17 protein-coding genes are annotated in these 23,229 nt (G+C 55.3%); 7 read left to right on the top strand and 10 right to left on the bottom strand.

The annotated features are described in order from the left end of the window. Positions 1-9: 9 nt before the first annotated feature. The 3 genes from BLR09_RS10670 to BLR09_RS10660 all read right to left on the bottom strand — a co-directional run bounded on the left by BLR09_RS10670 (position 10) and on the right by BLR09_RS10660 (position 6,333). On the bottom strand, positions 10-3,045 hold the full coding sequence (locus BLR09_RS10670) for a SusC/RagA family TonB-linked outer membrane protein (protein WP_176785519.1): 3,036 nt from the start codon (positions 3,043-3,045) through the stop codon (positions 10-12). Between the two features lie 376 nt (positions 3,046-3,421). Beyond that, the gene (locus tag BLR09_RS10665; protein WP_093201573.1) at positions 3,422-5,362 is read right to left on the bottom strand and encodes a glycoside hydrolase family 97 protein; all 1,941 of its coding nucleotides are present in this window, start codon (positions 5,360-5,362) and stop codon (positions 3,422-3,424) included. Continuing rightward, positions 5,359-6,333: an aldose epimerase family protein gene (locus BLR09_RS10660; RefSeq protein ID WP_093201570.1), complete on the bottom strand. Its 975-nt coding sequence runs from the start codon at positions 6,331-6,333 to the stop codon at positions 5,359-5,361. The genes BLR09_RS10665 and BLR09_RS10660 overlap by 4 nt, the downstream gene beginning before the upstream one ends. A 268-nt stretch (positions 6,334-6,601) precedes the next feature. Here BLR09_RS10660 and BLR09_RS10655 point away from each other — a divergent pair, with 268 nt between their 5' ends. Continuing rightward, positions 6,602-9,556, top strand: a complete 2,955-nt coding sequence (locus tag BLR09_RS10655) for a CBM35 domain-containing protein (RefSeq protein ID WP_093201568.1) — start codon at positions 6,602-6,604, stop codon at positions 9,554-9,556. A gap of 318 nt (positions 9,557-9,874) precedes the next feature. On the opposite strand, the gene BLR09_RS10650 is transcribed toward BLR09_RS10655, so the two are convergent. From BLR09_RS10650 to BLR09_RS10625, 6 genes are all read right to left on the bottom strand, one after another. Next, a complete protein-coding gene (locus tag BLR09_RS10650; RefSeq protein ID WP_093201565.1) occupies positions 9,875-10,300 on the bottom strand; it encodes a DUF2752 domain-containing protein in 426 nt (141 codons plus the stop codon). 11 nt (positions 10,301-10,311) lie between these two features. Next, on the bottom strand, positions 10,312-10,638 hold the full coding sequence (locus tag BLR09_RS10645; RefSeq protein ID WP_093202823.1) for a CD225/dispanin family protein: 327 nt from the start codon (positions 10,636-10,638) through the stop codon (positions 10,312-10,314). A 272-nt stretch (positions 10,639-10,910) separates the two neighbouring features. Then, entirely contained in the window at positions 10,911-12,029 is a 1,119-nt protein-coding gene (locus BLR09_RS10640; RefSeq protein WP_093201563.1) for a pyridoxal phosphate-dependent aminotransferase, read from the bottom strand. Between the two features lie 8 nt (positions 12,030-12,037). Further along, positions 12,038-12,532 carry a hypothetical protein gene (locus BLR09_RS10635; protein ID WP_093201560.1) on the bottom strand — a complete coding sequence of 165 codons (495 nt, stop codon included), beginning with the start codon at positions 12,530-12,532 and terminating at the stop codon, positions 12,038-12,040. Between the two features lie 18 nt (positions 12,533-12,550). Continuing rightward, the gene (locus BLR09_RS10630) at positions 12,551-14,029 is read right to left on the bottom strand and encodes a SusD/RagB family nutrient-binding outer membrane lipoprotein (protein ID WP_093202820.1); all 1,479 of its coding nucleotides are present in this window, start codon (positions 14,027-14,029) and stop codon (positions 12,551-12,553) included. A gap of 44 nt (positions 14,030-14,073) precedes the next feature. Beyond that, the gene (locus BLR09_RS10625) at positions 14,074-17,292 is read right to left on the bottom strand and encodes a SusC/RagA family TonB-linked outer membrane protein (RefSeq protein WP_093201558.1); all 3,219 of its coding nucleotides are present in this window, start codon (positions 17,290-17,292) and stop codon (positions 14,074-14,076) included. Positions 17,293-18,115: 823 nt separating this feature from the next. On the opposite strand from BLR09_RS10625, the gene BLR09_RS10620 reads away from it, so the two are divergent. Further along, entirely contained in the window at positions 18,116-18,580 is a 465-nt protein-coding gene (locus tag BLR09_RS10620) for a septal ring lytic transglycosylase RlpA family protein (RefSeq protein WP_093202818.1), read from the top strand. Positions 18,581-18,666: 86 nt separating this feature from the next. After that, positions 18,667-19,095 carry a hypothetical protein gene (locus BLR09_RS10615; RefSeq protein ID WP_093201555.1) on the top strand — a complete coding sequence of 143 codons (429 nt, stop codon included), beginning with the start codon at positions 18,667-18,669 and terminating at the stop codon, positions 19,093-19,095. 84 nt (positions 19,096-19,179) lie between these two features. Here BLR09_RS10615 and BLR09_RS10610 read toward each other — a convergent pair whose 3' ends face one another. Next, positions 19,180-20,088, bottom strand: coding sequence for a porin family protein (locus tag BLR09_RS10610; protein ID WP_093201552.1), 909 nt, complete (start codon positions 20,086-20,088; stop codon positions 19,180-19,182). 188 nt (positions 20,089-20,276) lie between these two features. On the opposite strand from BLR09_RS10610, the gene BLR09_RS10605 reads away from it, so the two are divergent. The 4 genes from BLR09_RS10605 (at position 20,277) to BLR09_RS10590 (ending at position 23,217) form a co-directional block, all read left to right on the top strand. Further along, positions 20,277-21,191 (top strand): helix-turn-helix domain-containing protein, encoded by a 915-nt coding sequence (locus tag BLR09_RS10605; RefSeq protein WP_093201550.1) that lies wholly within the window; start codon positions 20,277-20,279, stop codon positions 21,189-21,191. A 109-nt stretch (positions 21,192-21,300) separates the two neighbouring features. Then, entirely contained in the window at positions 21,301-22,041 is a 741-nt protein-coding gene (locus BLR09_RS10600) for an SDR family oxidoreductase (protein WP_093201547.1), read from the top strand. A gap of 29 nt (positions 22,042-22,070) precedes the next feature. After that, the gene (locus tag BLR09_RS10595) at positions 22,071-22,823 is read left to right on the top strand and encodes an SDR family oxidoreductase (protein WP_093201545.1); all 753 of its coding nucleotides are present in this window, start codon (positions 22,071-22,073) and stop codon (positions 22,821-22,823) included. A 76-nt stretch (positions 22,824-22,899) separates the two neighbouring features. Further along, entirely contained in the window at positions 22,900-23,217 is a 318-nt protein-coding gene (locus BLR09_RS10590) for a Cif family virulence factor (protein ID WP_093201542.1), read from the top strand. Positions 23,218-23,229 lie beyond the last annotated feature (12 nt).

The following is a 23,229-nucleotide window of genomic DNA, read 5'->3' as shown; positions in this document are numbered from 1 at the left end:
GGTCTTGTGCTAGAAAGTAACGTTGAGGCCCAGGGTGATCATTTTCGCGTTCGGATAGCCGTCGCCCGTTTCCGGGTCATAGCCCTTGTCTTTCGTGAAAAGAAGCTGGTTGGTGCCGGTCATGTAAAACCGCGTATTGTCGAGACGCAGGGATTGGGATACCTGACGGGGTAGTGTATACGATACAGTGAAGGTCGACAGGCGCAGGAACGATGCATCCTGCAAGCCCAGGTCGGTATCGCCATAGCTGTACCGCGGTACGCCGTAGAGCGCGCGGGGTACGTTGGTGTCGGTATTCTGCGGCGTCCAGCGACGGTTCAGGTCCTGATGGGCTGCGCTGAGTCCCGTCGACGACATCAATCCTTCATAAAATCCGCTCAGGCGCTTCAGCCCGTACGAGTAGTTGAAGAAGAGGTTCAGTCCGATGCCCTTGTAGGTCAGGTCGGTACCGAAACCGCCGTAGAATTTAGGCGTCAGGTTGCCGACTACGTACCGGTCGTCGTCGTTGATGACGCCGTTGCCATCCTTGTCCACCGGAATGATATCGCCCGGATGGACCGTTCTCCCGGCAAAATCGATGTTTTTGATCCGCTCCATGTCGGACTGCTGGGCAATCTTGTCGAATTTGAGGCTGTAGACGCTGTTGAGGGATTCTCCGAGAAACAGGTTGCCCGTCCGTTGAATTTCCACGCCGGTATAGCCGCCCTTGTTGTAAATCGCTTTCGTGCTGCCGTAGAGGCGGGTGATTTTGTTTTTATCGCTCGACAGCATGAAGTTGGCGTTCCACTGGAAGTCTTTCTTCCGGATCAGCGCCGCGCCCAGCGTCAGTTCAATGCCCTTGTTGTTCAGCGCCCCTACGTTCGAAACGGTATTGGTGAAGCCCGTCGTAGTTGGTAACGTCCGTACCATCAGCAGGTTATCGTTGTCGATGTTGAAGTAATCGGCTGTAAGCGTCAGACGGCTGTCGAGCAGGCTCAGGTCTACGCCGACGTTCAGCTGCTTCTGCCGCTCCCAGTGCAGGAACGGGTTGCCGAGGCGGCCGTCCGACACATACGTTACCGAATTGTTGGTATAATTCGGACGGTACAGGCTGGCAAACGCATAGTTCGGAATGTTCTGATTACCAGCGATGCCAAAACCAACGCGCCATTTCAATCGGTTGATAGCCTTGACATTCCAGAACGTTTCCCGGGTCATGTCATATGCCAGCGCCAGCGACGGAAACGCTCCCCATTTGTTGTTAGCTCCGAATTTGGAGGAGCCGTCGTACCGGATGGTAGCTGTAGCGAAATATTTGTCCTTATAGTTATAATCTGCGCGACCGAGGAAGGAAGCCAAAGTAGTTGTGACGAAATCAGACGACAGGGTAGTCTTGTCTTTCGAATAAGCCCCTCCGAGAAATTTGTATCCAAAGTCGTCATTCGGGAAACCGAAGGCATCTACCTGGTTGTAGTCGTACTTGTTGAGCTGAATCGATGTTCCGCCCAGCAACGAGACATAGTGATCTCCGAAGGTCTTGCTGTAGGTAATGGTGTTATCCCATTGGAGGTTGTTATACAGGGTCTTTTTCTGCGATGCCTTGCCGTGGTTACTGTTGCGCTTGTCCTGTCCGGTCGTCATCGGCGTGTACCAGAAAGTCTGCTGGCTGGTGATGTCAAACGAGACCGTCGACCGGATATTCAGGTCCTTTATCGGGTTGATATTGATGTAATTGCTCGACAACAGCCGGTTGGAGAAGTTATCCCCCGTAATCCACAAACTGCGGAGCGGGTTGTAGGCGTCCTGGTTTTGGATGTCGGCGTATTTGAGGTAATAGCCGGTCGTATCGATTTTCAGGAGGGGGTTTGCTCCCGCCGCGACGGAGAAAACGCTTCCGTCGACATACTTTTCCTTCGTATTCGAGAACGTCGTATTGGTACCGATTTTCAGCCAGGGCTTGATATACTGCTCAATATTCGCCCGGCCGCTCAGCCGGCGGTAGTTCGAGTTCTGTACGAGGCCTTTCTGATCGGTGTAGTTGAAGCTGACGAAATAGCTGCCCTTTTCTGTACCGCCCGAGAAATTGAGCGTATGGTTTTGCTGGAAACCCTTCCGCGTCACGGCGTCAAGCCAATCGTACGACTTCCCGGCGCGGTACGCGTCGAGCTCGTACTTCCCGAAGGCGATGGAGCGGTCACTCACCAGCGAATCCGCGATGTACTGATCCCGGTTTCCCTGCGGATTTTTTTCCTGCCAGGCGTTGGCATAGGCGTCGACGCGCAGGTTGAAGAGGTCTTTGCCACCCATCGTCGCCGCCCGTTTGCTGAACTGCTGGACGCCGAACCAGGCGTTGTAGGAAACCTTTCCGACGCCGTTTTTCCCTTTTTTGGTGGTAACGACCACGACGCCGTTGGCCCCGCGCGATCCGTAAATGGCGGTCGAGGCCGCGTCTTTCAGTACATCTACCGACGCGATATCATCCGGGTTGAGCGTATTGAACCCGCCGTCGATGATGACGCCGTCGACCACAAAAATCGGGTTCGTCCCGAACTGAATCGAGTTATTCCCGCGGATTTTAATGCTCGCATCCGATCCCGGCTGGGCATTGGAAACCACGTAGGCTCCGGCGACTTTCCCCTGCAGTGCCTGATTGATGCTGTTGGTAGGCGTCTGGGAAATCCGTGCCGAGTTGATCGAGGAGACAGCACCGGTCAGGTTTTCCCGTTTGACAACGGCTCCTACCACGACGATCTCGTCCAGGCCTTTTGCATTATCTTCTTCCAGGGAAATCGTCAGAAACGTCTGATTTCCCACCGGTACTTCTGCGTCCTTGTATCCCAGCGAATGGACGATCAGTGTGACAGCCCCCGCCGGAGCCTGGAGGGTAAACTCCCCGGCGTCATTGGTGATTGTACCCTTCGTCCGGTCCGATTTCAGGGTGATCTGTGCACCGAAAATCGGCGCCTGCGTTACCTGGTCGGTCACCCGCCCCTTCAGCACGTGCTGGGCAAAGGCGCCGACCGTCGTCAGGCAGAGAAGTATTACCGGTAAAATTCGATTTTTCATCATTCATACAGGTTTGATCATGAGATTCCTTTTTGCTGCGACTCGGCCGGGAGAGCGAAACAGGGCAGCAGAGGACCTGCCGGAGGCGCGACGCCGGCGTGTTAAAACCGGCGCTGGCCAACCGAGCATGTCTTTTGTTTTATTCCGGTATTTAATTGGAATATATCTGCGAAGTTCGGAAGAATCAGAAGGGCCTTAAATGGTCAATCTTATGAACAAGATGGATTATTTTATGCTGACCGGAATCACTGAAAGAGAGAAGGGCAGCCGGAATCCCGACCGCCCTTCTCTCTGTATGCGACTCAACATGTCTGTGAAGTCTGTGTCGTCTGTGAGAAAAATAATCTCTCACAGACTTCACAGACAACACAGACGTTCAAATCGGCTTCAATACCGCCACAGCCCCTCCTCCCGGCGCCAGCGGCAGTTCCAGGCGGGTAGACGCCGTTACCTGAATCGTCTTCCGGACGGCGTGTTCTGCGTTTTCACCGGCATCCGGCGCGTCGGTGTAAACAGCCGCTTCGAAGGTTTTTCCTTTCGGCAGAAACGAGAAATCTACGGTGAGGGCATGCTCCTGCCAGTTACCCAGGGCGCCGAGGTACCAGGTCGTACCTTTCCGCTTGGCCATGACGGCATACTCGCCCAGTTTGGCCTGCAGTACCTTCGTTTCGTCAAAAACAGTGGGTATAGCCGATAAAAACGCCAGGGATTCCGGATTCCGGCGGTACTCTTCCGGCGAATCGCAGAGCATCGCCAGGGGCTGATTAAACAGCGCAAACAGCGCAAGCTCGTGGCATCGGGTACCCTGCGTCATCGGCAATCCCGGATCTACCGGCTTGAATGTCGCTTTCGTCCGGTTGCGCATGGAGCCCGGGGTGTAGTCGAGCGGGCCGGCGGGTACGCGGATGAACGTCGTCAGCAAGTGCTGGTCGGGGTTGGCGGTCAGGTCCCATTTCGAGCACTCGGCGCCGCGAACGGCTTCGTAATTGATGACATTGGGATATTTCCGGTGTAAACCCGTCGGTTTCGGACATCCGTGGAAATCGACCATGAGTTTTCGTTTTGCCGCTTCCCGGGCAATATCGGCCATCCAGCGGGCGGCTTCGGCGTCATCCCGATCAAAAAAATCCACTTTGATACCGGCAGCTCCGAGCGAACGCAGGTAATCCAGGTTACCTGCCAGGTCCTTCAGGAGCGTCGTCGCCACACACCACAGGAAAACGTCTACCTGCCGGTCTTTCCCGTGTTGGATGATACTCCGGATATCCGTTTCGGGCTTTCCTTTTCGGAGATCGTAGACGTCCGACCAGCCCGCATCGATCATCAGGTACTCCAGGTGCTGTTCGGCGGCAAAGTCAATGTAATGTTTGTAGAGCGCGGTGTTCCGGTTTTTCATACCGGAAGGAATCGCAGCGCCCGGGAGCAGGGCGTCGTGCCACCATTCCCAGGCTGCCCTTCCGGGTTTTACCCACGAAAAATCACCGCTCTCCTGCGCGGGCGCCAGGAGGTAGACGAGGGAGTTTTCCAGCAAATCCCGGTCATCTTTCGTCACTGAAATAATGCGCCAGGGATAGGTCCGGGAGCCTGCTGTTTCGGAGAGGAAGCTTCCGCGTTCCTTCACGACCGAAACGAAATTGCCCCAGCTACCCAGCTCTGTTCGTGTCGGATAGGCAGCCCAGGTACCGGCGAGCGTACCGTTTTGCTTCTGAAGGTAAAGCCCGGGATAGTCCTGCACATCCGATTCAGAAATGAGCACCCGGGTGCCGTTTGCCGAAAGCAGGGCGGGAGTAATGGCCTTCTTTCCGTTTTCCATACCGGAAAGGGCCGTATATGTTTTATAAGGTACTTCCCAGGAAGTCCAGGTATCCGTTTCGGGGAAAAATACTTCCGGATCACCGGCAGTGCGGAAGGTAGCCGTTTCCTGCAACACCTTGGTTTTTCCGCCGAAAGCCGTCTCAAAACGCCAGGCGATACCGGCATTGTAGGTACGAAAGACGACGGCGTAGCGATCGGAAAAGGTGAGTATCAGTTCATTGTATTCATTTTTCAGGGAAGGACCATAGGCGGGTCGTACTACCGACCGCTCCTGCCGCATGGAAGACCGGAGCAGCGTTGCGCCGGTTTTTCGTCCTTCAAAAGACATAGAAATAGCCGATGGAAGAACCACCGGCTCCTTACCCAGTTGAACCGAATACCGGATGCTGTCACCCAGCGTAATGCTGACGCGCAGGCGTTTATCGGGTGACGATAGCTGGAAGGGGCGCTCCCGGGCGAAGAGCGTCGCCGGAAGGAGCAGCACAAAAAGAAGGTATTTCATAGGAGAGAAAAGCGAAAGGAAATGGACTGTTCATAGCGTTCGCCGGGCCGGAGTACCGGCGACGGAAACGCCGGCTGATTCGGGCTATCCGGAAAGTATTGGCACTCAAGGCACAGACCGTCGAACGGGCCATACGGCTTGCCGTCGTGGCCCGGTACGGTACTCCCCAGGTACTCGCCGGTGTACACCAGCAGGCCGGGATAGGTGGTGAAGACCTCCAGTTTACGCCCGGTTTCAGGGTGGCTGAGCGTGGCGACGGGCCCCGGTTCATCCGTCAGTACATAACAGGTATTCAGGCTATCCTGGTCCCCGAGGCGGAAGGTACGGGCGGGCAGGGGCGTGAACCTGCCCGTCGGAATATGCCGGCCGTCCGTTTCCAGAAAGGCATCTGCACGCAGCGTCAGTACGTGACCGGCCACCGGCTGACCCAGGCAGAAATAGCTGTGATTGGTCAGGTTGGCGAGGGTAGGCTGGTCGGTCACAGCCGAATACCGGATTTGCAGTTCATGCGCATCTGTCCACGTATACGAAACGGTCAGGGCCAGCGCACCGGGGTAGCCTCCGTCTCCGTCCTCGCTGAGGAGATCGAAATGGACGGTATCTTCTTCCGTACGAGTGATGAAAAATTTTCGGTCAAACCCTTGAAAACCACCGTGATTATGGTTCGGCGCTTCGTTGGCGTCAAGGCGGAAAGAGGTACCGTCCAACGCAAAGGAAGCGTTCCGGATGCGGTTGGCGAAGCGCCCGACGGTCGCCCCGATGTAACAGCTATCCTGCGCATATCCTTCGGCGGAAGGAAATCCCAGTACTACGTGGCCGATACGACCGGTCCGGTCCGGTACACATACCGAAACAACCCGTGCCCCGTAGTTAGTAAGTTCGACGTACGCCCCGCTCCGATTTGTCAGCCGGACACAATCTGCGCGCCGGCCTTCCGCATCTCCCGGAAGGGTGCTCAATATCAACGACATAGAAATTGGGTCTTGCGGAATAACGCCGCCCGATCGTTCGCTCTCCCGGCGTCGTCGGAATGTCAAAACTAGTAAAACATCCTTCGGCCCGAAATGGAAAAAAGAGGGAAATAAATGGACTAAATAACGGTTGATCCGGCAGCCTTTCCGACTCCGGTCAAAAAAGGGTTGATCGTAGAAATGTCCATGTTATTGAAGGCATTGTCCATTTTCGATGGTGGGTTCTTACCCTAGTTTCGCTCGCTCTTATCCTATATTCCTTCTGAAGATGAAAAAACTCTATTCTCTTCCGCGCGGCCGTCTGGCCCTGGCATGTACACTTTTCTGGTTGACGGCCTTCGGCGCGGCCGCCCAGGAGTATGAAGCAGAAAGCGGCACCTATTCCAACGGGGCCGGCCAAAGCAACTGCGCAGCCTGCTCAGGCCAGAAGATGGCCGGAAACCTGGGATCGGGAGCGGTGGATATCGCCGTAAACGTTCCGGCAGCCGGTACCTACAACCTGCTGATCACGTACTGCACGGGTGATCAGCGCACGATCAACGTTACGCCCAACGGAGGCACGCCGGTAGTGATCACCTGCCCGCCGTCGGGTGGCTGGGAAGCGCCTGCTGCTATCCGGACGATGATTACGCTCAACGCCGGCGCCAATACCCTGCGCTTCGATAACGTCTATAGCTACGGGCCCAATATCGACAAGATTACGCTGTCGCCAGCCGCAACGCCCTCCCTGCAAACCATTGCTTTCGGGACCAACAGCCGCATTGAATACGACCTGGCGAACGGCCTGTACGACGTGTATTTCCGGGGAACGAAAATCATCGGCGGAGCGTGGTCGTCCGCCTATTCCAACCAGATTTTCAACAGCAATGCCGGTTATACCGCCCGGTCGTACAGCTCTTCCGCCGTAAACGACGCCTTTGGCAGCGGTACCCGCCACGTGATTACCTCCACCGGTCCGGGCCTGATCGACATGCAACAGGTATTTTACACCTATCCCGGGCGCGAGCAGTATTTCACGGAAGTAGTCCTCAGCGGAAACGGTGCCAACTGCTACAAAATGTCGCCGCTGACGACCAACTACATCAATATTCAGTCGAACGGAGACCGGCGCGGCCTGCTCGTCCCGTATGACAATGACGCCTGGGTTCGGTATGAAGCCAAGGAAATGCGCTACACGACGATCTACAGCGGTGAAGTCACGGCGATTTACGACAACACGAGCCGCAAAGGCGTCGTGATGGGGTCGGTTGAGCACAAGGAATGGAAAACAGGCGTCAACCTCGTTGGTGAAGGACGCGTGGAAAGCTGGTTTGCCTCGGTGATAGCCGGATGGACGAGCCAGAGCCAAACGCGGGACAAGTGCGGGCACGGCTGGGTGAACGTCGGGCAGACGACCTGTAAATCGCCCCGGATTTCGGTTTCGTATGACGACGACTGGCGTACCGGCCTCGAAGAATACGGTCGTTTCAACGCCCTGGCCGAGCCTCGGTACATTGCGAACTGGACCAAAGCCACGCCCTTCTCCTGGAATAGCTGGGGCGCGATCCAGCAAAACATCACCCTCGCCAAAGGAAAGGCTGTAGCTGATTTTATCTCCACCGGTATTCCCGCTTTCCGGAATGGGGACAGTACGGTGTATGTCGACCTCGATTCCTACTGGGATAATCTCACGCCCGGCGGCTGGAGCGGGGATTTTTCCCAGCTGACTGAATTCGCCAATTACTGCAAGTCAAAAGGCTTGAAACCAGGTATTTACTGGGCGCCTTTTGTGGACTGGGGAAAGTACAGCCGGCAGATGGAAGGCTCGACGTATACGTATGATCAGTGCTGGACGAAAGTCAACGGCGGTCCTGTCGAGCTCGACGGCGCATACGCCCTGGATCCCACGCACCCGGGTACGAAAGAGCGCATCGCCTACCTGATCGGCAAGTTCAAGGCCTGTGGATTCGAGATGATCAAGATCGATTTCCTCGGGCATGCGTCGCTCGAAGCGGATTCTTTCTATCAGTCAGGGGTTTACACCGGCATGCAGGCCTACCGGGTCGGGATGGAGTACCTGATTGATCAGCTGGATGGCAAGATGCTTGTCTATGCCGCTATTTCGCCTAACCTCGCTACAGGCCGGTACGCGCACATGCGCCGCATTGCGTGTGATGCCTATTCGGATACCTGGGAGTCGGCCTACACCCTCAACAGTACCAACTACGGCTGGTGGCAGGACCAGATTTACCCGTATATCGACGGCGACCACGTCGTCTTTGGATCGCAGTCGGCCGGAAAGAACCGCCTCCGCCTGGCTTCTTCTATTTTAACGGGAACACTGGTAACCGGAGATGATTATTCCGGAAGCGGACCGTGGATTGCCCGGTCGCAGGACCTGCTCCAGAATGCCGATCTGTTGTTGCTGGCCCGGGACGGTAAGGCTTTCCGCCCCGTTGAAGGAAATACCGGCTGGGACCCAAACGAGCTGTTTGTCAAGACCCTGAATGGCCGTACGTACCTGGCTGTGCTCAATTTCGGCTCGGCGGACAAGGCCTATTCGGTTGACCTGGGTCGCGTCGGGCTCAACGCTTCTGCTTCTTACCAGGCGAGGGAGCTGTTTTCCGGAACGGTACCAGGCGGCCGCGTGGCGGCGGTAACCGGCACGCTGAACGTGACAGTTCCGGCCTCCGATGTCATGCTGTTTGAACTGGCGGAAGGCTCGCTGCCTGTTACCCTGCTGCGGTTCGAAGCCCGGCGCGAAGGGCGGTCTGCCGTGCTGCAATGGTCTACAGCCACGGAAAAAAATGCCGGGTACTTCTCCGTTCAGCACAGCCGCGACGGCCGTACCTGGAAAACAATCGGAAAAGTGTCGGCAAAGGGGGAAAGTACGGTCCGGCAGAGCTATTCCTTTACGGATCAAACGCCCGTTTCCGGCGCGAATTATTACCGGCTAATGACGGTCGACCGCGACCGCACCGCCGAATACAGCCCCGTATCGAGCGTGGTTTTTGACGACCGGAGCGCCTTGTATCCGAACCCGGTGCAGGAGTCGTTCCGTCTCGAAGAAAGCGATTTGTCCTTGATCCGCCAGGTTCGCATCACCGATTTGCAGGGCCGGCTCGTCGCCACTCCCGAACTGAAGAAAGACATTTTTGTCGGCAACCTTCCCCAGGGCGTCTACCTCGTGGAAGTGACCCGGGTGACGGGGGTAGCGGAGGTGTATCGGATGGTGAAGAAGTGATGTGGTGGAGTTTAGAGTTTAGAGTTTGAAGTTTAGGGTTCGTACCTGCCAGCAGAACTATAAACTCGGAGAGCCGGATCAACCAGCGCGCTTAGTCGAGAGGAACCGCCGTGCTCCTGCAATGGAGAACCCCATATGTACGGCAGAGGCCAGTGCAATCAACCCATATTGTTCATCAGACAGGCAGAGAGGACAGTCGGCCCCTGCCAGACAGGGTTCACATTCAGGCTGATAATAGCGGAACGCCAACATTAACGCCATATCTGTGGCGAGTAAGCAGAGAACGATCAGAACGGATTTTGACATGGCTCCCGAAAGTTAGTCAACACCCCCGGCCGGCGCCAGCCAGCTGAACGGTTCCAGCGGAATATTCCGGAAAATCCAGAACAGGCAAATGAGTACAGCGATGCCGAGAATAACGGATTGCTTCCGGTACATAGCCGGATGAAGGGTAGTCCATCGCAGGTGCCGGGCGATATCCAGCACAAACCCGAGCGTAACGTAGGGGATAGCCAGCACCAGCAGCGCATTGTACCGGAAGGCTTCACGGATATGCCCGTGAAGCAGCTGGTGCAGCGCCCGCTGCGCGCCGCAACCCGGGCAGTAAAGTCCGGTGTACTTCCGGAGCAGGCAGGCAGGAAAGAAGGAAACTTCAGCCGGATTGAACCGGTAGTACAAAAAACCGACGGCGAGCACGAGGCCCGCCGCCAGCCAGTAGAGCGTATGTCGGAGTAATGTATTCACAAACTACCAAATCAGAAAGTCGGAGACGTGCCCTTGTTCTGCATGGCTGCCCAGAAAACGGCGCCGTAAAAGATCATGAAGGCAATCCAGCAAAATACGCCGACTGCCAGCGGAATCAACGTCCAGAGCTTGGCTTGTTTTGCATCGGCTTCCGCACCGGCATAATCGCCCAGGTTGTACTTCGCGTCAACCCTCGCCGCATAAATCACCCCGACTACACCCAGGTAATTGCAACAGAATAAGGTAATGAGAATAGCAGGTACCAGCCAGTTATTCGGCTTCGGTGGTATACCGGGATTCAGGCCGGCCGGCGGGGCGATGTAGGGGGTGTCTTCCATGGGGGAGGAGATTGGCGTTTTCGGTTTAGAGTTTACAGTTTTCGGTTTTCGTTTTTCGTTTTTCGGACTGAAAGTCGCTTTTGTCAAATTAAGAAGGAAATCGTGAGAATCATGTTACCAAAGGATAGATTTTCGGCCGCGCCCTCCCTCCACCAACAGAAAACCAAAAACCGAAAACCGAAAACAACAAACCGGATCGCGTCTACCCCCCCCCCCCCAAAAAAAACGCCGCCCCAGCCAAACTGGAACGGCGTACAGACAGGAAGGGTTGGTTAGGCCAGAGACGTGAATGCTTCGCCGAAGACTTTCATTTCGTCGAGCGTGCCCATGGAAACCCGGCACCAGTGCTGGCCCGCGAATTCCCAGTTGCGAACGGCGACACCCATCTGCGCCATCTTTTCCACAAACTGCTTTCCGTCGGTTTTCAGCGGAAAGAGTACGAAGTTGGAAGACGACGGCAGGTAGTCATACCCCTTGTCTTTCAGGAGTTTATATAGGTATTCTTTCGACTCTTTACACTTTGCGACGGAATAGGCGACGAAGTCTTCATCCATGTAACTGGCAATCGCGCCCCGCATCGACGTCGCCGAAATACTCCCGCCGCCGGTACAATACTTGTTGATTTCCCGAAGTACTTCCGGTTGCCCGAGCAGGTACCCGATCCGAAGTCCGGCAAAGCCGTGTACTTTGGAGAAAGTACGGGCGATGAGAACGTTATGGCCCTTTTGAACGAGGTCGGTCATGCTGCTCCCTTTCGGATCGGCGGCATAGTCCATGTAGGCTTCGTCGATGAACAGGGGCTTTTTCATGTCCTCGCAGAACGCCCGCATGGTTGCGGCGTTTTCCAGAATACCTGTCGGGTTATTGGGATTACAAAGGTAGATAAGGGACGTCTTGTCATTGACGGACGCCGCCATGCCTTTGTAATCATAGGTGAAATCTGTTGTCAACGGGGTCTTACGGAAGTCGGCGCCCAATGCCGTAGCCGTACGTAAAAGCTGCATGTAGGTAGGATCTCCGCCGACAATATTGGTACCCAATCCTCCCTTCATCGTGTAGTAAATGCCAGCGGCCATGAGCAACTCGCCGGAGCCGGCGCCGAGGAGTACGTTGGCTTCCGTTACCCCGTTTTCCCGGGCGATCATCTTCTTGAAAGTCGAAATCGAATCCCGCTGGTACATCCACCCGGTCGAAATGGCCTCGGCAATGGCTTTCTGAGCCTTGGGAGATGGTCCATACGGGTTTTCATTCAGGTTCAGGCGCGCCCTGACCGGCAGGCCGGCCAGGTGCGGCAGGCCGATTTCAGCGGCTTCTGCGGTTTTCCAGTAGTCGGCGACGGTTGCGCCTGCGAGGGCCAAAGCCCCGGATTTCAGCCAGTTACGACGGTTCATGAGGAGGTTTATTTGACGGTGACGGCAGAGAGACGGGTGAAATCCTGCTGGTCGTACGTGCCCGACCACGACAGGCTCACGCGCTGGCCCTTGTAGTACTTCAGGTTCGGCGCAGTGTATTTGGGTGTGACGCCCAGCTCGGACCAGGTCTTCGTAATCGTGACGAGACCCTTGGCATCGGTGGTGCCTTCCGAAACCGGACTGCCGTCCCGGAAGGTCAGGCTGATCTTCAGGTTCGGTACCGGAATGGAATCAATGCCCTTGGTATTGTCGAGGATATTGGTCTTGTCGAGCTTCAGGATGCGGGCCCGGAGCGTCACGGGTTTGGTGCTATCGGCTGCGACAGCCGGTTCCGAAGCGAAATCGCTTTGATACGGCGCGTCCAGGATCTGCACGAGGACAGGCGCCACCACCCGCGGAACAAACGGATCGTCTTTTTTCTCACAGGCATACAGCGCGGAAATCAAAGCCAGTACGGAGACAGAAGTCAGTATCTTTTTCATTATCAGTGTATTAACGGCCTACTTTTCAGCCCACCAGAGTTTCGTTTTGAAGTCGTCGGTACCACCGTTGAGCTGGATGCCTTCCTTCATGTTGACGGCGTTGAGGGAGGCTTCCGAACCGGGATAGGGAAGGCGGGTCGGCAGAACGCCGTCGTTCGCAAATACCGAACGGGGATCCCGCGCGGGCAGCACCGGGTAGCCGGTCCGGCGCCATTCTGTCCACGCTTCTACACCCTGAGCAAAAAGGGATATCCATTTCTGATCTAGGATTTTTTCGCGGGTGACGGTCCCGATGCCCGTGAAATACCCGGCCGGCGGCGTGACGCCGTACTGCGCCATCGATGCGCTGACGCCCTTTTCGAAGTAGTCTTTTGCCGCGGTAGCCCCGCCGTCGATATCTCCGTCAATCGCCGCTTCCGCCAGAATCAAATACAGTTCCGAAAGTGTCATGACGAGTTCCGGCGCCTCGGCTTTGGTGAAAGCGGCACCGATTTTCGCGGCGCTCGACAGGTAGGTGGTCGCGATGGCGTCAGGCAGTCCGTTGGGTACGCCGAGCCAGGCACTCCCCTGCTTGATACCGTAGACGTCCAGACGGGGATCGTTGAGCGACAATAGCTTGTCTACCAGGGTTTTGGAAAGGTTCCAGTCGGTACGGCTGCCCCAGATCATCGTTTCGTTCCATTCGTTGTTGGACGGACGGGACGTCGTCGTTTTGAGGCTGGCATTGTCATCGTTGCTTGTGAAAATCGGGTAGGTATCCGGGCTGGCGAGTATCTCCTTCATAATCGCCCGCGACTCTGCCGGTTTTTTCGCGGCCTGCCGGTTGGCCAGGCGCAGGCGGAGGGAATTGGCGAACTTCTTCCATTTCAGGATGCTGCCGTTGTAGACGATATCGCCGGAAATGGCCGGTCCCGTCACAGAGAGCTTTTCATTCGCCGTTTTCAAATCCGCGAGCATCTGCTCGTATACCTTGTCCTGGGAATCGTACTTCGGTGTGAGGATAGGCGTGCCGGTCGAGCCTTTGAGGGCTTCCGAGTATGGAATCGCCCCGAATACGTCGGTCAGGATCATGAATACCCACGTCCGCATCACCAGCGCGACGCCGTAGTAGTTGGCATTCGGCGCAGTACCTTTTTCATCTGTGATGGTCAGTATCCGCTGGAAATTCAATTGCGAATCGTTGAAAAACGACTGCCAGTTATTGAGCATCAGGGCCTGGGAGGCTTCGTAGTTGTCGCCTTCGTTGGAGTAGATGTTCCGGCCGAGATGCTGAATCCAGAGCTCACCGGCGTCGAGGTTCAGCCGCTCGAAGCGGGTATTGCTGCCCCAGTACCGGTCGATCGACTTTTCCAGTCCGTACGTCAGCAGGTACTGGGGAGAGATGGTCGTCGGACTGTTCGGGTCGGTATTCATCGAGTCGAAACTGCCCGTACACCCGCCTGAAAGGGCGGCAATACCTGCGGCGACCAGCCAATTCTTTATCGTAAATGCTTTCATTTTCAGGGAATTAATGTTCTTCATTGATCAGCCGGCTTCCGCCCTCAGAATCCTACACTCAGGTTGAAACCCATGCTCCGGGAGGAGGGAAGCTCCCCGTAGCCGAAGCCCTGGGCATTGCCGCCGTTGGCATCGATTTCCGGATCCGCATGGGGGTGGTTTTTGAAGAGCATCGCGACGTTTCGTCCGACGACCGAAATCTTGGCCGACTGCACCCGGAACTTCTTCAGAAAGCCCGCCGGGATCTGATAGCCGAGGGATACTTCCCGCAGTTTCACATAGCTGGCGTCGAAAATGGCCGCTTCGTGGTAGTTCCGCGGGTTGTTGTAGCCGTAGTACTGATTCGCCGAAACGATGGTGCTGTTGGGCTTGAAGGTGTAGCTTCCGTCCGACTTGAAGACCTGATTCACGCCCTGGCCGATGACGCCTTCTTCCCGGCCGACAGCGGTTTCGGCGTATTGACCGGTCCAGCGGGCGTTGGCAGTTCCTTCGTCATACATATCGCCGCCGATTTTCGCGTCGATAAGAGCCGAGAGTACCACGCCTTTCCAGGAGAACGTATTGGTCAGGCCGCCCATCCAGTCGGGCTGGACGTTTCCGAGGATCTTCTGGGTCGTGGATTTGATCGGAAGACCGTTGGCACCCATCACCAGCTGACCTACATACTTGCCCGAGCCGTCGTAATACGCCGCCGCCGGATTACTGCCCTGCACCCGCTCAAAGCCGTAGCCATACAGGGTGCCATAGGGCTGCCCGGCGCGGGCTTCGAGCGTCAGGCCGCGGCGTTCATTGATAACCAGGTTATTGAGTACGCCGGGAAGGAGCTCGATGACTTTGTTGCGGTTTCGGGAGAAGTTCACCGCCACGTCCCAGGTAAAGCCGTTTTCGAGCTTGATCGGAGTACCTGTCAGGGTGATTTCAATCCCCCGGTTCTGCATTTTTCCGATGTTCTGAATGGCGCTGTTGTAGCCCGTGGCCTTCGACAGCTGCACCGGAATGATCTGATCTTTCGTCAACTGCTCGTAGTAGGTGATGTCAAGGCCAAGTTTTCCACGGAAAAACCGGGCTTCCAGTCCGACTTCCTTGCCGGTTGTGATTTCCGGTTTCAGGCGGTTGTTGGGCTTCTGCGTCGGCTCGAAAAATTCCGGCAGCGAGCCGTTCCAGGAGGTTCCCGGTGTAAACGTCGGGTTGAGGCGGTACGGATCGGTATCATTCCCGACCTGCGCCAGGCTGCCCCGTACTTTCAGGAAGGAAAGGGTGGAGTTTTTGAGCGACGGTACGATGTCAGTCAGTACGGCGCTCAATGCCGCAGAAGGGTAGAAGTAGCTGCGGTTGTCTGACGGGAGGGTAGACGACCAGTCGTTCCGCGCCGTTACGTCGAGGAAGAGCATATTCTGCCAGCCGAGGTTGACGGCTCCGAAGACCGACTGGCTTTCCTTCCGCTCGATCCGGCTCGCCACGGTATTCTGCGTGGCGATGGAGTTGGCGAGGTTATACACGCCGTCGACGACCAGCTGACCCACGTTGGTGTAGTTCCGTTTGTAATAATTGGTGCGGAGCAGCGCGCCGGCCGTGGCATTGACAGAAAAGGATTCCGAGATATCCTTGCGATAGGTAAGCAAAACGTCGGTATTCGTTTCCTGACGACGCAGTACTTCTTCGGAATAGGCGCCGTACGACCGGGAGCCATTCCGGACGCGCTCGAAATTGCCGACGTTGATGGCGGTCTGCGTCCATAAGTCCGTACCCGAACGGAGCATAATGCTCAGATCCGGCAGGATTTTGTATGTCATGGCGATGTTGCCGACGAGCCGGTCCTTCGTATCCGAGCTGGGCGTTTTTTCCTGGAGATAATAGGGATTGGTGAAGAAAGTATGCTGCCAGTTCGGGGGATCGGTGTCGCCGGCTTTCTGGATATGCACGCTGGCATAGTCGCGCCAGTTACGCAGTTTCACCCAGTCGGTTTGCCGGTGCGACCAGATAAATTCCTGTCCGCCGGTATATCCCCGGTTGCCCGAACCGCTCTGGATATACTCTGCCGATACGTTGACGCTCAGCTTCGGCGTGAAATGGTATGCGGCATTCAGTTTATAGTTATTCCGGTGATAATCATTGTAATACATGATGCCCTTCTGGTCCAGGCGGCCGAGGCCCAGGCGGAAGCTGCCCTTGTCGTTTCCGCCGGAGATGGCGATGTTGTTCGACCAGGTCGTTCCCGTTTGCCAGAAGTCCTTGTAGTTGTTGGGGTTAGGGGTCAGCGGCGCGACGTCGGTACCGGTCCACCACTGGCGGACGAGGCGACCGTCCATCGGCGCGCCCCAGCTTTCGTCGGTACCTTCCGTCCCGGTCAGCGGCGCATACGGGCCATAGGCGGCGCGGTACTGCTGGATTTCCTGGGGATTGGTAATGGCTCCGCTCCAGCCGTCGGTATACCAGGTCCGGTACCCGTTACCGCCTCCATAGGTGTTCTGGAAATCCGGAATAATCCACGGACGCTCGAAGGTATAGTTGGTGTTCACTTCGACGCCGATACCCTTCGTACCGGCGCCGTCCTTCGTCGTGATAAGAATGACCCCGTTGGCGGCACGGGATCCGTACAGAGCCGAGGCGGACGGCCCTTTTAACACAGAAATATCCTTGATGTTTTCCGGGTTGATATCCCCGATACCCCCGCCGAGGCGTTTCTGAAACGATTGCTCGATGGGTACCCCGTCGATGACGATGAGAGGCTGGTTGTTATTCGTAATGGAAGAAGCCCCGCGGATCTGAATGGTGGAGCCGGCTCCGGGGCCGGTACCCGCCTGAATCCGGAGGCCGGCCACTTTACCGGAGAGCGCGTTGGCGACGTTCGACGGGCGCACCTCCGACACCGCTTTTCCACCGATGCTCTGCTGAGCATATCCAAGCGCTTTTTTCTCACGCTGGATACCGAGGGCGGTCACGACGACCTCCGTCAGCTGGCTGGCCTCCGGTTTGAGGTATACTTCCAGGGTAGTCTGTGTGGTAATGGCTACTTCCTGTTTGATGTAGCCGATAAACGTGATCACCAGCGTGGCGCCGCCGGCGGGGAGGCTGAGCTTGAATGCGCCCTGGGCATCGGTCGTGGTGCCGATGGCCGTGCCTTTCAGGGAGACGGACGCGCCGGGAAGCCCCACTTTGTCGTCGTCAGATAGTACCCGGCCGGTCAGCAACTGGCTTTGAGCCGTGGCCGTCACCGACCAACCGATCAGGATTGTCAATAACCAGAGTAAACGTCTGTTCATGGGAATAATGGCCAGGGTTTAAGAAATGGGAGACAGCGTACCGGCAGTGCCGGCACAAGACAGGTTTGGAAACGGGTAATGGAAAGGACGCTCCCGCGTATCGGTGAATAGAGTCCGGTCCGTTGACCGGTAAAAAGAAAGCTGCGGGAAAACGTCTGGAAATCACGCACGGCCACAGGTCAGGGGAAGGGCCGCAATCTTCCCGGTGACCTGCGGAACCGTAACGTATCCTGATTGAACGTACTTCCGGAAAGCACGTCAAGCAGTATCGTCTACCATGCCTGTCAGCAACGCCGACCGGCAGTGTATATGAGAATCGTATGAGCGTTCGGAAAGGCCGCCAACGCAGCGACTATACGTTGACTTTGTCTGCGGATGTATGCGATCCGGTACCTGTCCGAAAAACAAGCTTTCCAAGTGCGGCCGTGAAAGCTTGTCTGGTGGAGACGATTGAATTATTTATAGGTACAAGATTATATGTAAAATTTTAAAATACCAAATATATGAGTGTGAAAAATCCTTCATTCGGGATAATATTTTGAGTTTAATTAAAAAATCAGAATTGAAATAATTAATTAGGTAAATATTTTATTTGAATAATTATATGTTTTGTATTTACATAGTTTTTAATGAAAATTTAATATGAACAGGTAAATATTGGATATTTCCAATAAAAGACACGACGGGTGCGGCGGGATACGTTCTCTTTTAGCACCTGAAAAGGAAGCACTTAACGAATCTGCGGGTGATCCGGACGGACGAAAGCTTGGGGATTTCCCGGAATAGTCCGACCTTTGCACCGCTCACCGAATCTCTCGACCGCATGAAAGTGTTACAGATTTCGGCTCTTCTGAGTTGTTTCGCATTCGGGAAGGTTAAGGCTCAGACTGTCGCCGAAGTCAAAGGCCTCGCCTCCTTCTATCATTCCAAGTTCGAAGGAAAGAAAACCGCAGCCGGTGAACGGTTCGATCAGGATTTTCTGACCGCCGCCCATCGGACCTGGCCGTTCAATACCCTGGTAGAAGTCACCAGCACGGATACCAAAAAGTCGATTATTGTCCGGATCAATGACCGCGGGCCTTTTTCCCGGCATCGCCTCATCGACATGTCCGAAACCGGCGCACGCCTGCTGGGCGTCATCGGCAAGGGTGTTGCGCAGGTCAGGCTTCGCATCCTTCGCTGGGGCGGAGCGGCGCCGATTTTGCCGGGTCTTGAACCTGCCGTTTCCTTTTCCCTGGCCGATTCCCTCGTCCGCCGGCCGATGACCCTGCACAAGGCCCGCCATTAGCGAACCGGCCAATAATTTTAATCTGAAAGGCTTCCCAAACTACCGGAGGACATCGTACCTTTCCGGCAGTAAACCCTGCAATTATTATGGAAGAGACGCTTAACCCATTGTCCTGGCTATCAAGCCTGGTCTGGGGAAAATCAGAGGAACCGGACGAAGACAAAGCCATCGTGTACGTGTATCGGGTAGGGGAGAAAAAAGCGTTTTTCCGCCGGTTTAATGTTTGGATCAACGGCGAATACGTGGGCAAGCTGGACAACTGGGGCAGTATGGCCCTGCAGGTTGAAGCAGGTCCCGTTCATATCGAATCGGCAATTGCGGGCCTCACGCTGGTTCCGCGCCTGAAGGAAGAACTGACTCTTGACCTGATGCCCGGCTGCCATTACTACGTCGAGGGCAATCACCGGTCCGGTTTGTGGAGAGGGTCTCTCGGTCTGAGCGAAGTCACCGAACTGACCTTCCGCAAATACCTCAACCGCCTCAAGAAAGTAGGCTGGAGAAATTTGAAAAACTAAAAAAGCCGACCCCGGGTCGGCTTTTTTAGTTTCAGGCAGTTCCGTCGAAAAAGAGCTGCGCCGGTCTGCCGCGCGGAGCATGAATCAGAGTGCGAGAAGGTAGCCCAATGACAGCGTAACAAAAAGGGGCTTCGCCACATCGGACTTATAGAACCCATTACTGAAATCACCCAGACCATAGTGCCCGCGTGCTTCCACAAATACCTGACCGCCGGCCATGTTAAACGCCGCACCGATGCCTCCTGCTGCTGCGTAGCTGGCGCGGTCAGCAAACTTCAGCCCGCTCATGTCTGATTTGTGCGTGGTGCCGTCAACCTTTGTTGAAACACCGAGCAGGTAGCTTCCAACAGGTCCTATGTTGAAGAAAAACTGGGTCTTGTCTCCAAACGAAAAACGGAACAACAGCGGAATATCCAGTGAACTGGTTGACAGGGTCGCTTTGATCGACGGATCAAAAGGATCTTCTCCCTTCATCGCATTCCGGTTGTACAGAATTTCCGGCTGGAAGGCAACCGAGTTGCTCATCGGCAGGACGAAAACCAGGCCCCCGTGAAAGCCGGGCGCAAACCCGGTTTTTACCCCGTCGCCGGCGTTGACTAACGTCGTATAATTCCCCCCTGCTTTCAGGCCGGCGTAGCCCCGTCCGCGGAAAGCAGACGTCGAACCCTTCGGCGAGGGGGTTTTCTTGGCCGCTGCCGGTTGGGCGGCGGGTTTAGTAGCGGATTGCGGCGCAGGCTGAGTCGCGGCCGGCGCGGTTTGGGCGACGACCGTCGCCGGCGCGGGAGCCGGTGGCGTAGCCGAAGCAACAGCCGTTGCCGAGTCGGCTTTGGCTGTTTGGACGACCGGCTTTTTCGTAGTTGCGGCGACCGGTTTCTTCGCTGCCGGCTTTTTCGCGGTGGTGCCGGTTTTGGCTTTTACGGCCGGCTTGGTTGTCTGAGCAGAGGCGGCAGTGATGGCGACCGCCAATACTCCTGCGAGTAGAAACTTTTTCATAAACGTTGAAGGTTTGAACACTGAAATCGGTGCAAAGGTAGGATTGAAGCCGGATGCATGCTTGTAAAATGAGTATACGGTAGGACCGGCTTTTCAAACGGTTGGTCGTCGAAAACGGATAGCGGGGAAACAAACCCGTCTTCCGAATAAAGCAGACCGTTATTTTTACATAATTCCTTCCGAACTGCATGCAAACAATCTCCGCGCAGAACCTGCATGAATTGTATGAAAAACTGGGTGTTCCCGTCGATTTCGTCGACGCTGCATCCGGGTTTACCATTCATTACCTGCAGCAGACGTTCCGGAACCTGCCTTTCCGTTCCGAACCCTTCCGGCCGGATTACTTCAGCTTTCTGTTTATCCGGGAGGCACATGGCAGTTATACCATTGATGACCAAAGGTTTGAAATCCGGCCCGGGACAGTCTATTTCACCAACCCCGGCAACTACCGGATTTTCGAGTGGCAATCCATTCAGGATGTCTGCCTGATTACGTTTAATGAAGGTTTTCTGAAAGAGTATGTACACCCGGAAGTGTACCGGGATTTTTCCTTTCTCCTGACCGAAACCATACGCCCGCAAATACTGAACCCGGATCAGTTCAGAGGGATGGAAGATCTTTACCGGCTGATCTACCGGGAGCACCACGGAGATTCTCCGTTCCGGAACAAAATTGCCGGGAGTTTAATGGTGGCGCTGCTGCTCAAAATCAAGGAATATTTCTTCCGGGATTACAATCCTATTTACGAAGGAAACCGGAGTTCGCAGATCGTAAAAACTTTCAAGCGAAACCTCGAACAGCATTTTCGCGAATTGGTTGGCGGCCAGGCGGAAATACCGTTACGTGTACAGGATTATGCCGACAAACAATCCCTGCATGTCAACTATCTTTCCTCTGTCATCAGCAGTAAAACGGGAAAGTCTGTTTCTGCCTGGATTGCCGACAAAACCATCGCCGAGGCAAAAGTACTGCTGCAAAACCGGGACCTTCCCGTGAAGGAAATAGCTGCCCGTCTTGGCTTTCTGGAAACCCCGCATTTCAGCAATTACTTCCGGAAACATACCGGGATCAGTCCGGCTGCTTACCGCAGCCGGCAGGCCTGAGGCAATACCTGAGATATTTGCAACACCTCCTTTTGTTCGTGTACGTTGAGCGGCGGGGGCGCCGGCGACCTTTGTGTTGTTCTTCCGGACAACATAAAACGAACAGCAAATGAACTCGCTCGCTCAGAAAGTAATCCTCGTAACCGGCGCTTCCCGTGGAATCGGCGCTGCCGTGGCTCAGCACCTCGCCGCAGCCGGCGCGAAGGTAATTGTCAACTATGCCGGTCGCCGGGCAGATGCCGAAGCTACCGTACAATCCATTGTGGAAAAGGGCGGAGAAGCCTTTGCGGTCCGGGCCGACGTCAGCAAACCGGATGAAGTAAAAGTCCTTTTTGATGCTTCTATCGAACGTTTCGGCCGGATTGACGTCCTGATTAATAACGCCGGTATTCTTATTTATAAACTGATCAGGGATACTACCGACGAAGAATTTACCCGCCAGTTTGAAATCAATGTCCGCGGTACGTTCAATACGCTTCGTGAAGCTGCTACGCGACTGGCCGACAACGGCACGATTATCAATTTCTCGTCTTCTACCACGCGCATGATGCTGCCGACTTACGGTACCTATGTCGCGACCAAAGGCGCTGTCGAACAGCTTACCCGGGTATTTGCGAAGGAAGTTGGTGCGCGGGGTATCAATGTGAATGCAGTACTTCCGGGTCCGACCAATACGGAGCTTTTTCTCGTCGGAAAAACACAGGAAACCCTCGATCGCCTCGCTGCGCTGAATGCCTTTAACCGCATCGGCGAACCGGAAGATATTGCCCGGATAGTTGTTTTTCTGGCTGGCGATGATGCCAAATGGATATCGGGCCAGACCATTGGTCTCAACGGCGCAATGGCCTGATTCTTCATCTTTTAATTTCACGCAGCGACATGCAATCCCTTCACAACAAAGTAGCCTTGATTACGGGCTCGGCCCGCGGTTTGGGCAGGGCCATCGCCGAGCGATATGCGGCACTGGGCGCCGATATCGTACTGAACTATTCCCGAGACAAAGCGTCCGCCGAAGAAGCCGAAAAAACGATTCAGGCAATGGGGGTACGGGTGATTTCCATCCGGGCCGACGTCAGCAACGTAGCCGGCATTGAACGCCTTTTCCGCGAAGCGAAAACCGCTTTTGGAAAGATTGATATTGTAGTGGCCAACGCCGGTATTGAAATGGTGGAAACACCCGTGACGCAGTTTACCGAGGAGCAGTTTGACCGCCTGTTTTCAATCAATACGAAAGGCGCTTACTTCACGATGCAGCAGGCGGCGCTCCAGGTAGAAAATAACGGACGGATTATTTACATTGCCTCCAGTACCACGGCTTTTCCCGTTCCCGGAATGGCGGTTTACGGAGGTAGTAAAATCACCCCCCGGTATCTGGTAGATGTTTTGTCAAAGGAGATTGGTTACCGCGGCGTAACAGTCAATTCGATTATCCCGTTTGCCGTGGATCATTCAGGGATTTTTGCGGAGGCCGGAAGCTATCCGGAATTGCGTAAGTCGCTGATAGACAGTTGCCCGATGGGGCGGCTGGCAGAAGTGGAAGACGTAGCCAATATCGCCGAGTTTTTTGCGGGAGAACTGTCGTCCTTTGTCAGCGGACAGCATCTGCTGGTAAACGGAGGCGCAACGCAATAAAGAAATGAGACACATTTTTTTAGTAGTATTGCTGTCCATCGCCGGCCTTGCCGGCTGACAAACACTTCCACCAACTATGGACTATTCTGCAATTACCCATCCCGTTTCCCGGGCAGCCATTGAAGCGTGGCAAAAAGGCGACGCGAAGGCCTGGAATGCACTCTTTGCGCCGAATGCGCAGTTTTTTGACGACGGCAATCCACGTGATCTCCACCGCTTTTCGTCCGAAGCCATCGGTCATGAACGTTTTACCTCCATCGATCGTGTTGAGGACAACGGCCTGTCAATCTACGGTCATTTTCACAGCGACACCTGGGGCGATTTCCGGACGTATTTCAAGTTTCATGTAAACAGGGAAGGAAAGATTGAACGGCTGGAAATCGGGCAGGGGTAATTCAACCGGCAC

Source organism: Siphonobacter aquaeclarae (assembly GCF_900103285.1).
In the GTDB taxonomy this organism is placed as follows: Bacteria; Bacteroidota; Bacteroidia; order Cytophagales; family Spirosomataceae; genus Siphonobacter; species Siphonobacter aquaeclarae.
Note: the sequence above shows the minus strand (reverse complement) of the source record. Positions and strands in the feature narration are given on the sequence as shown.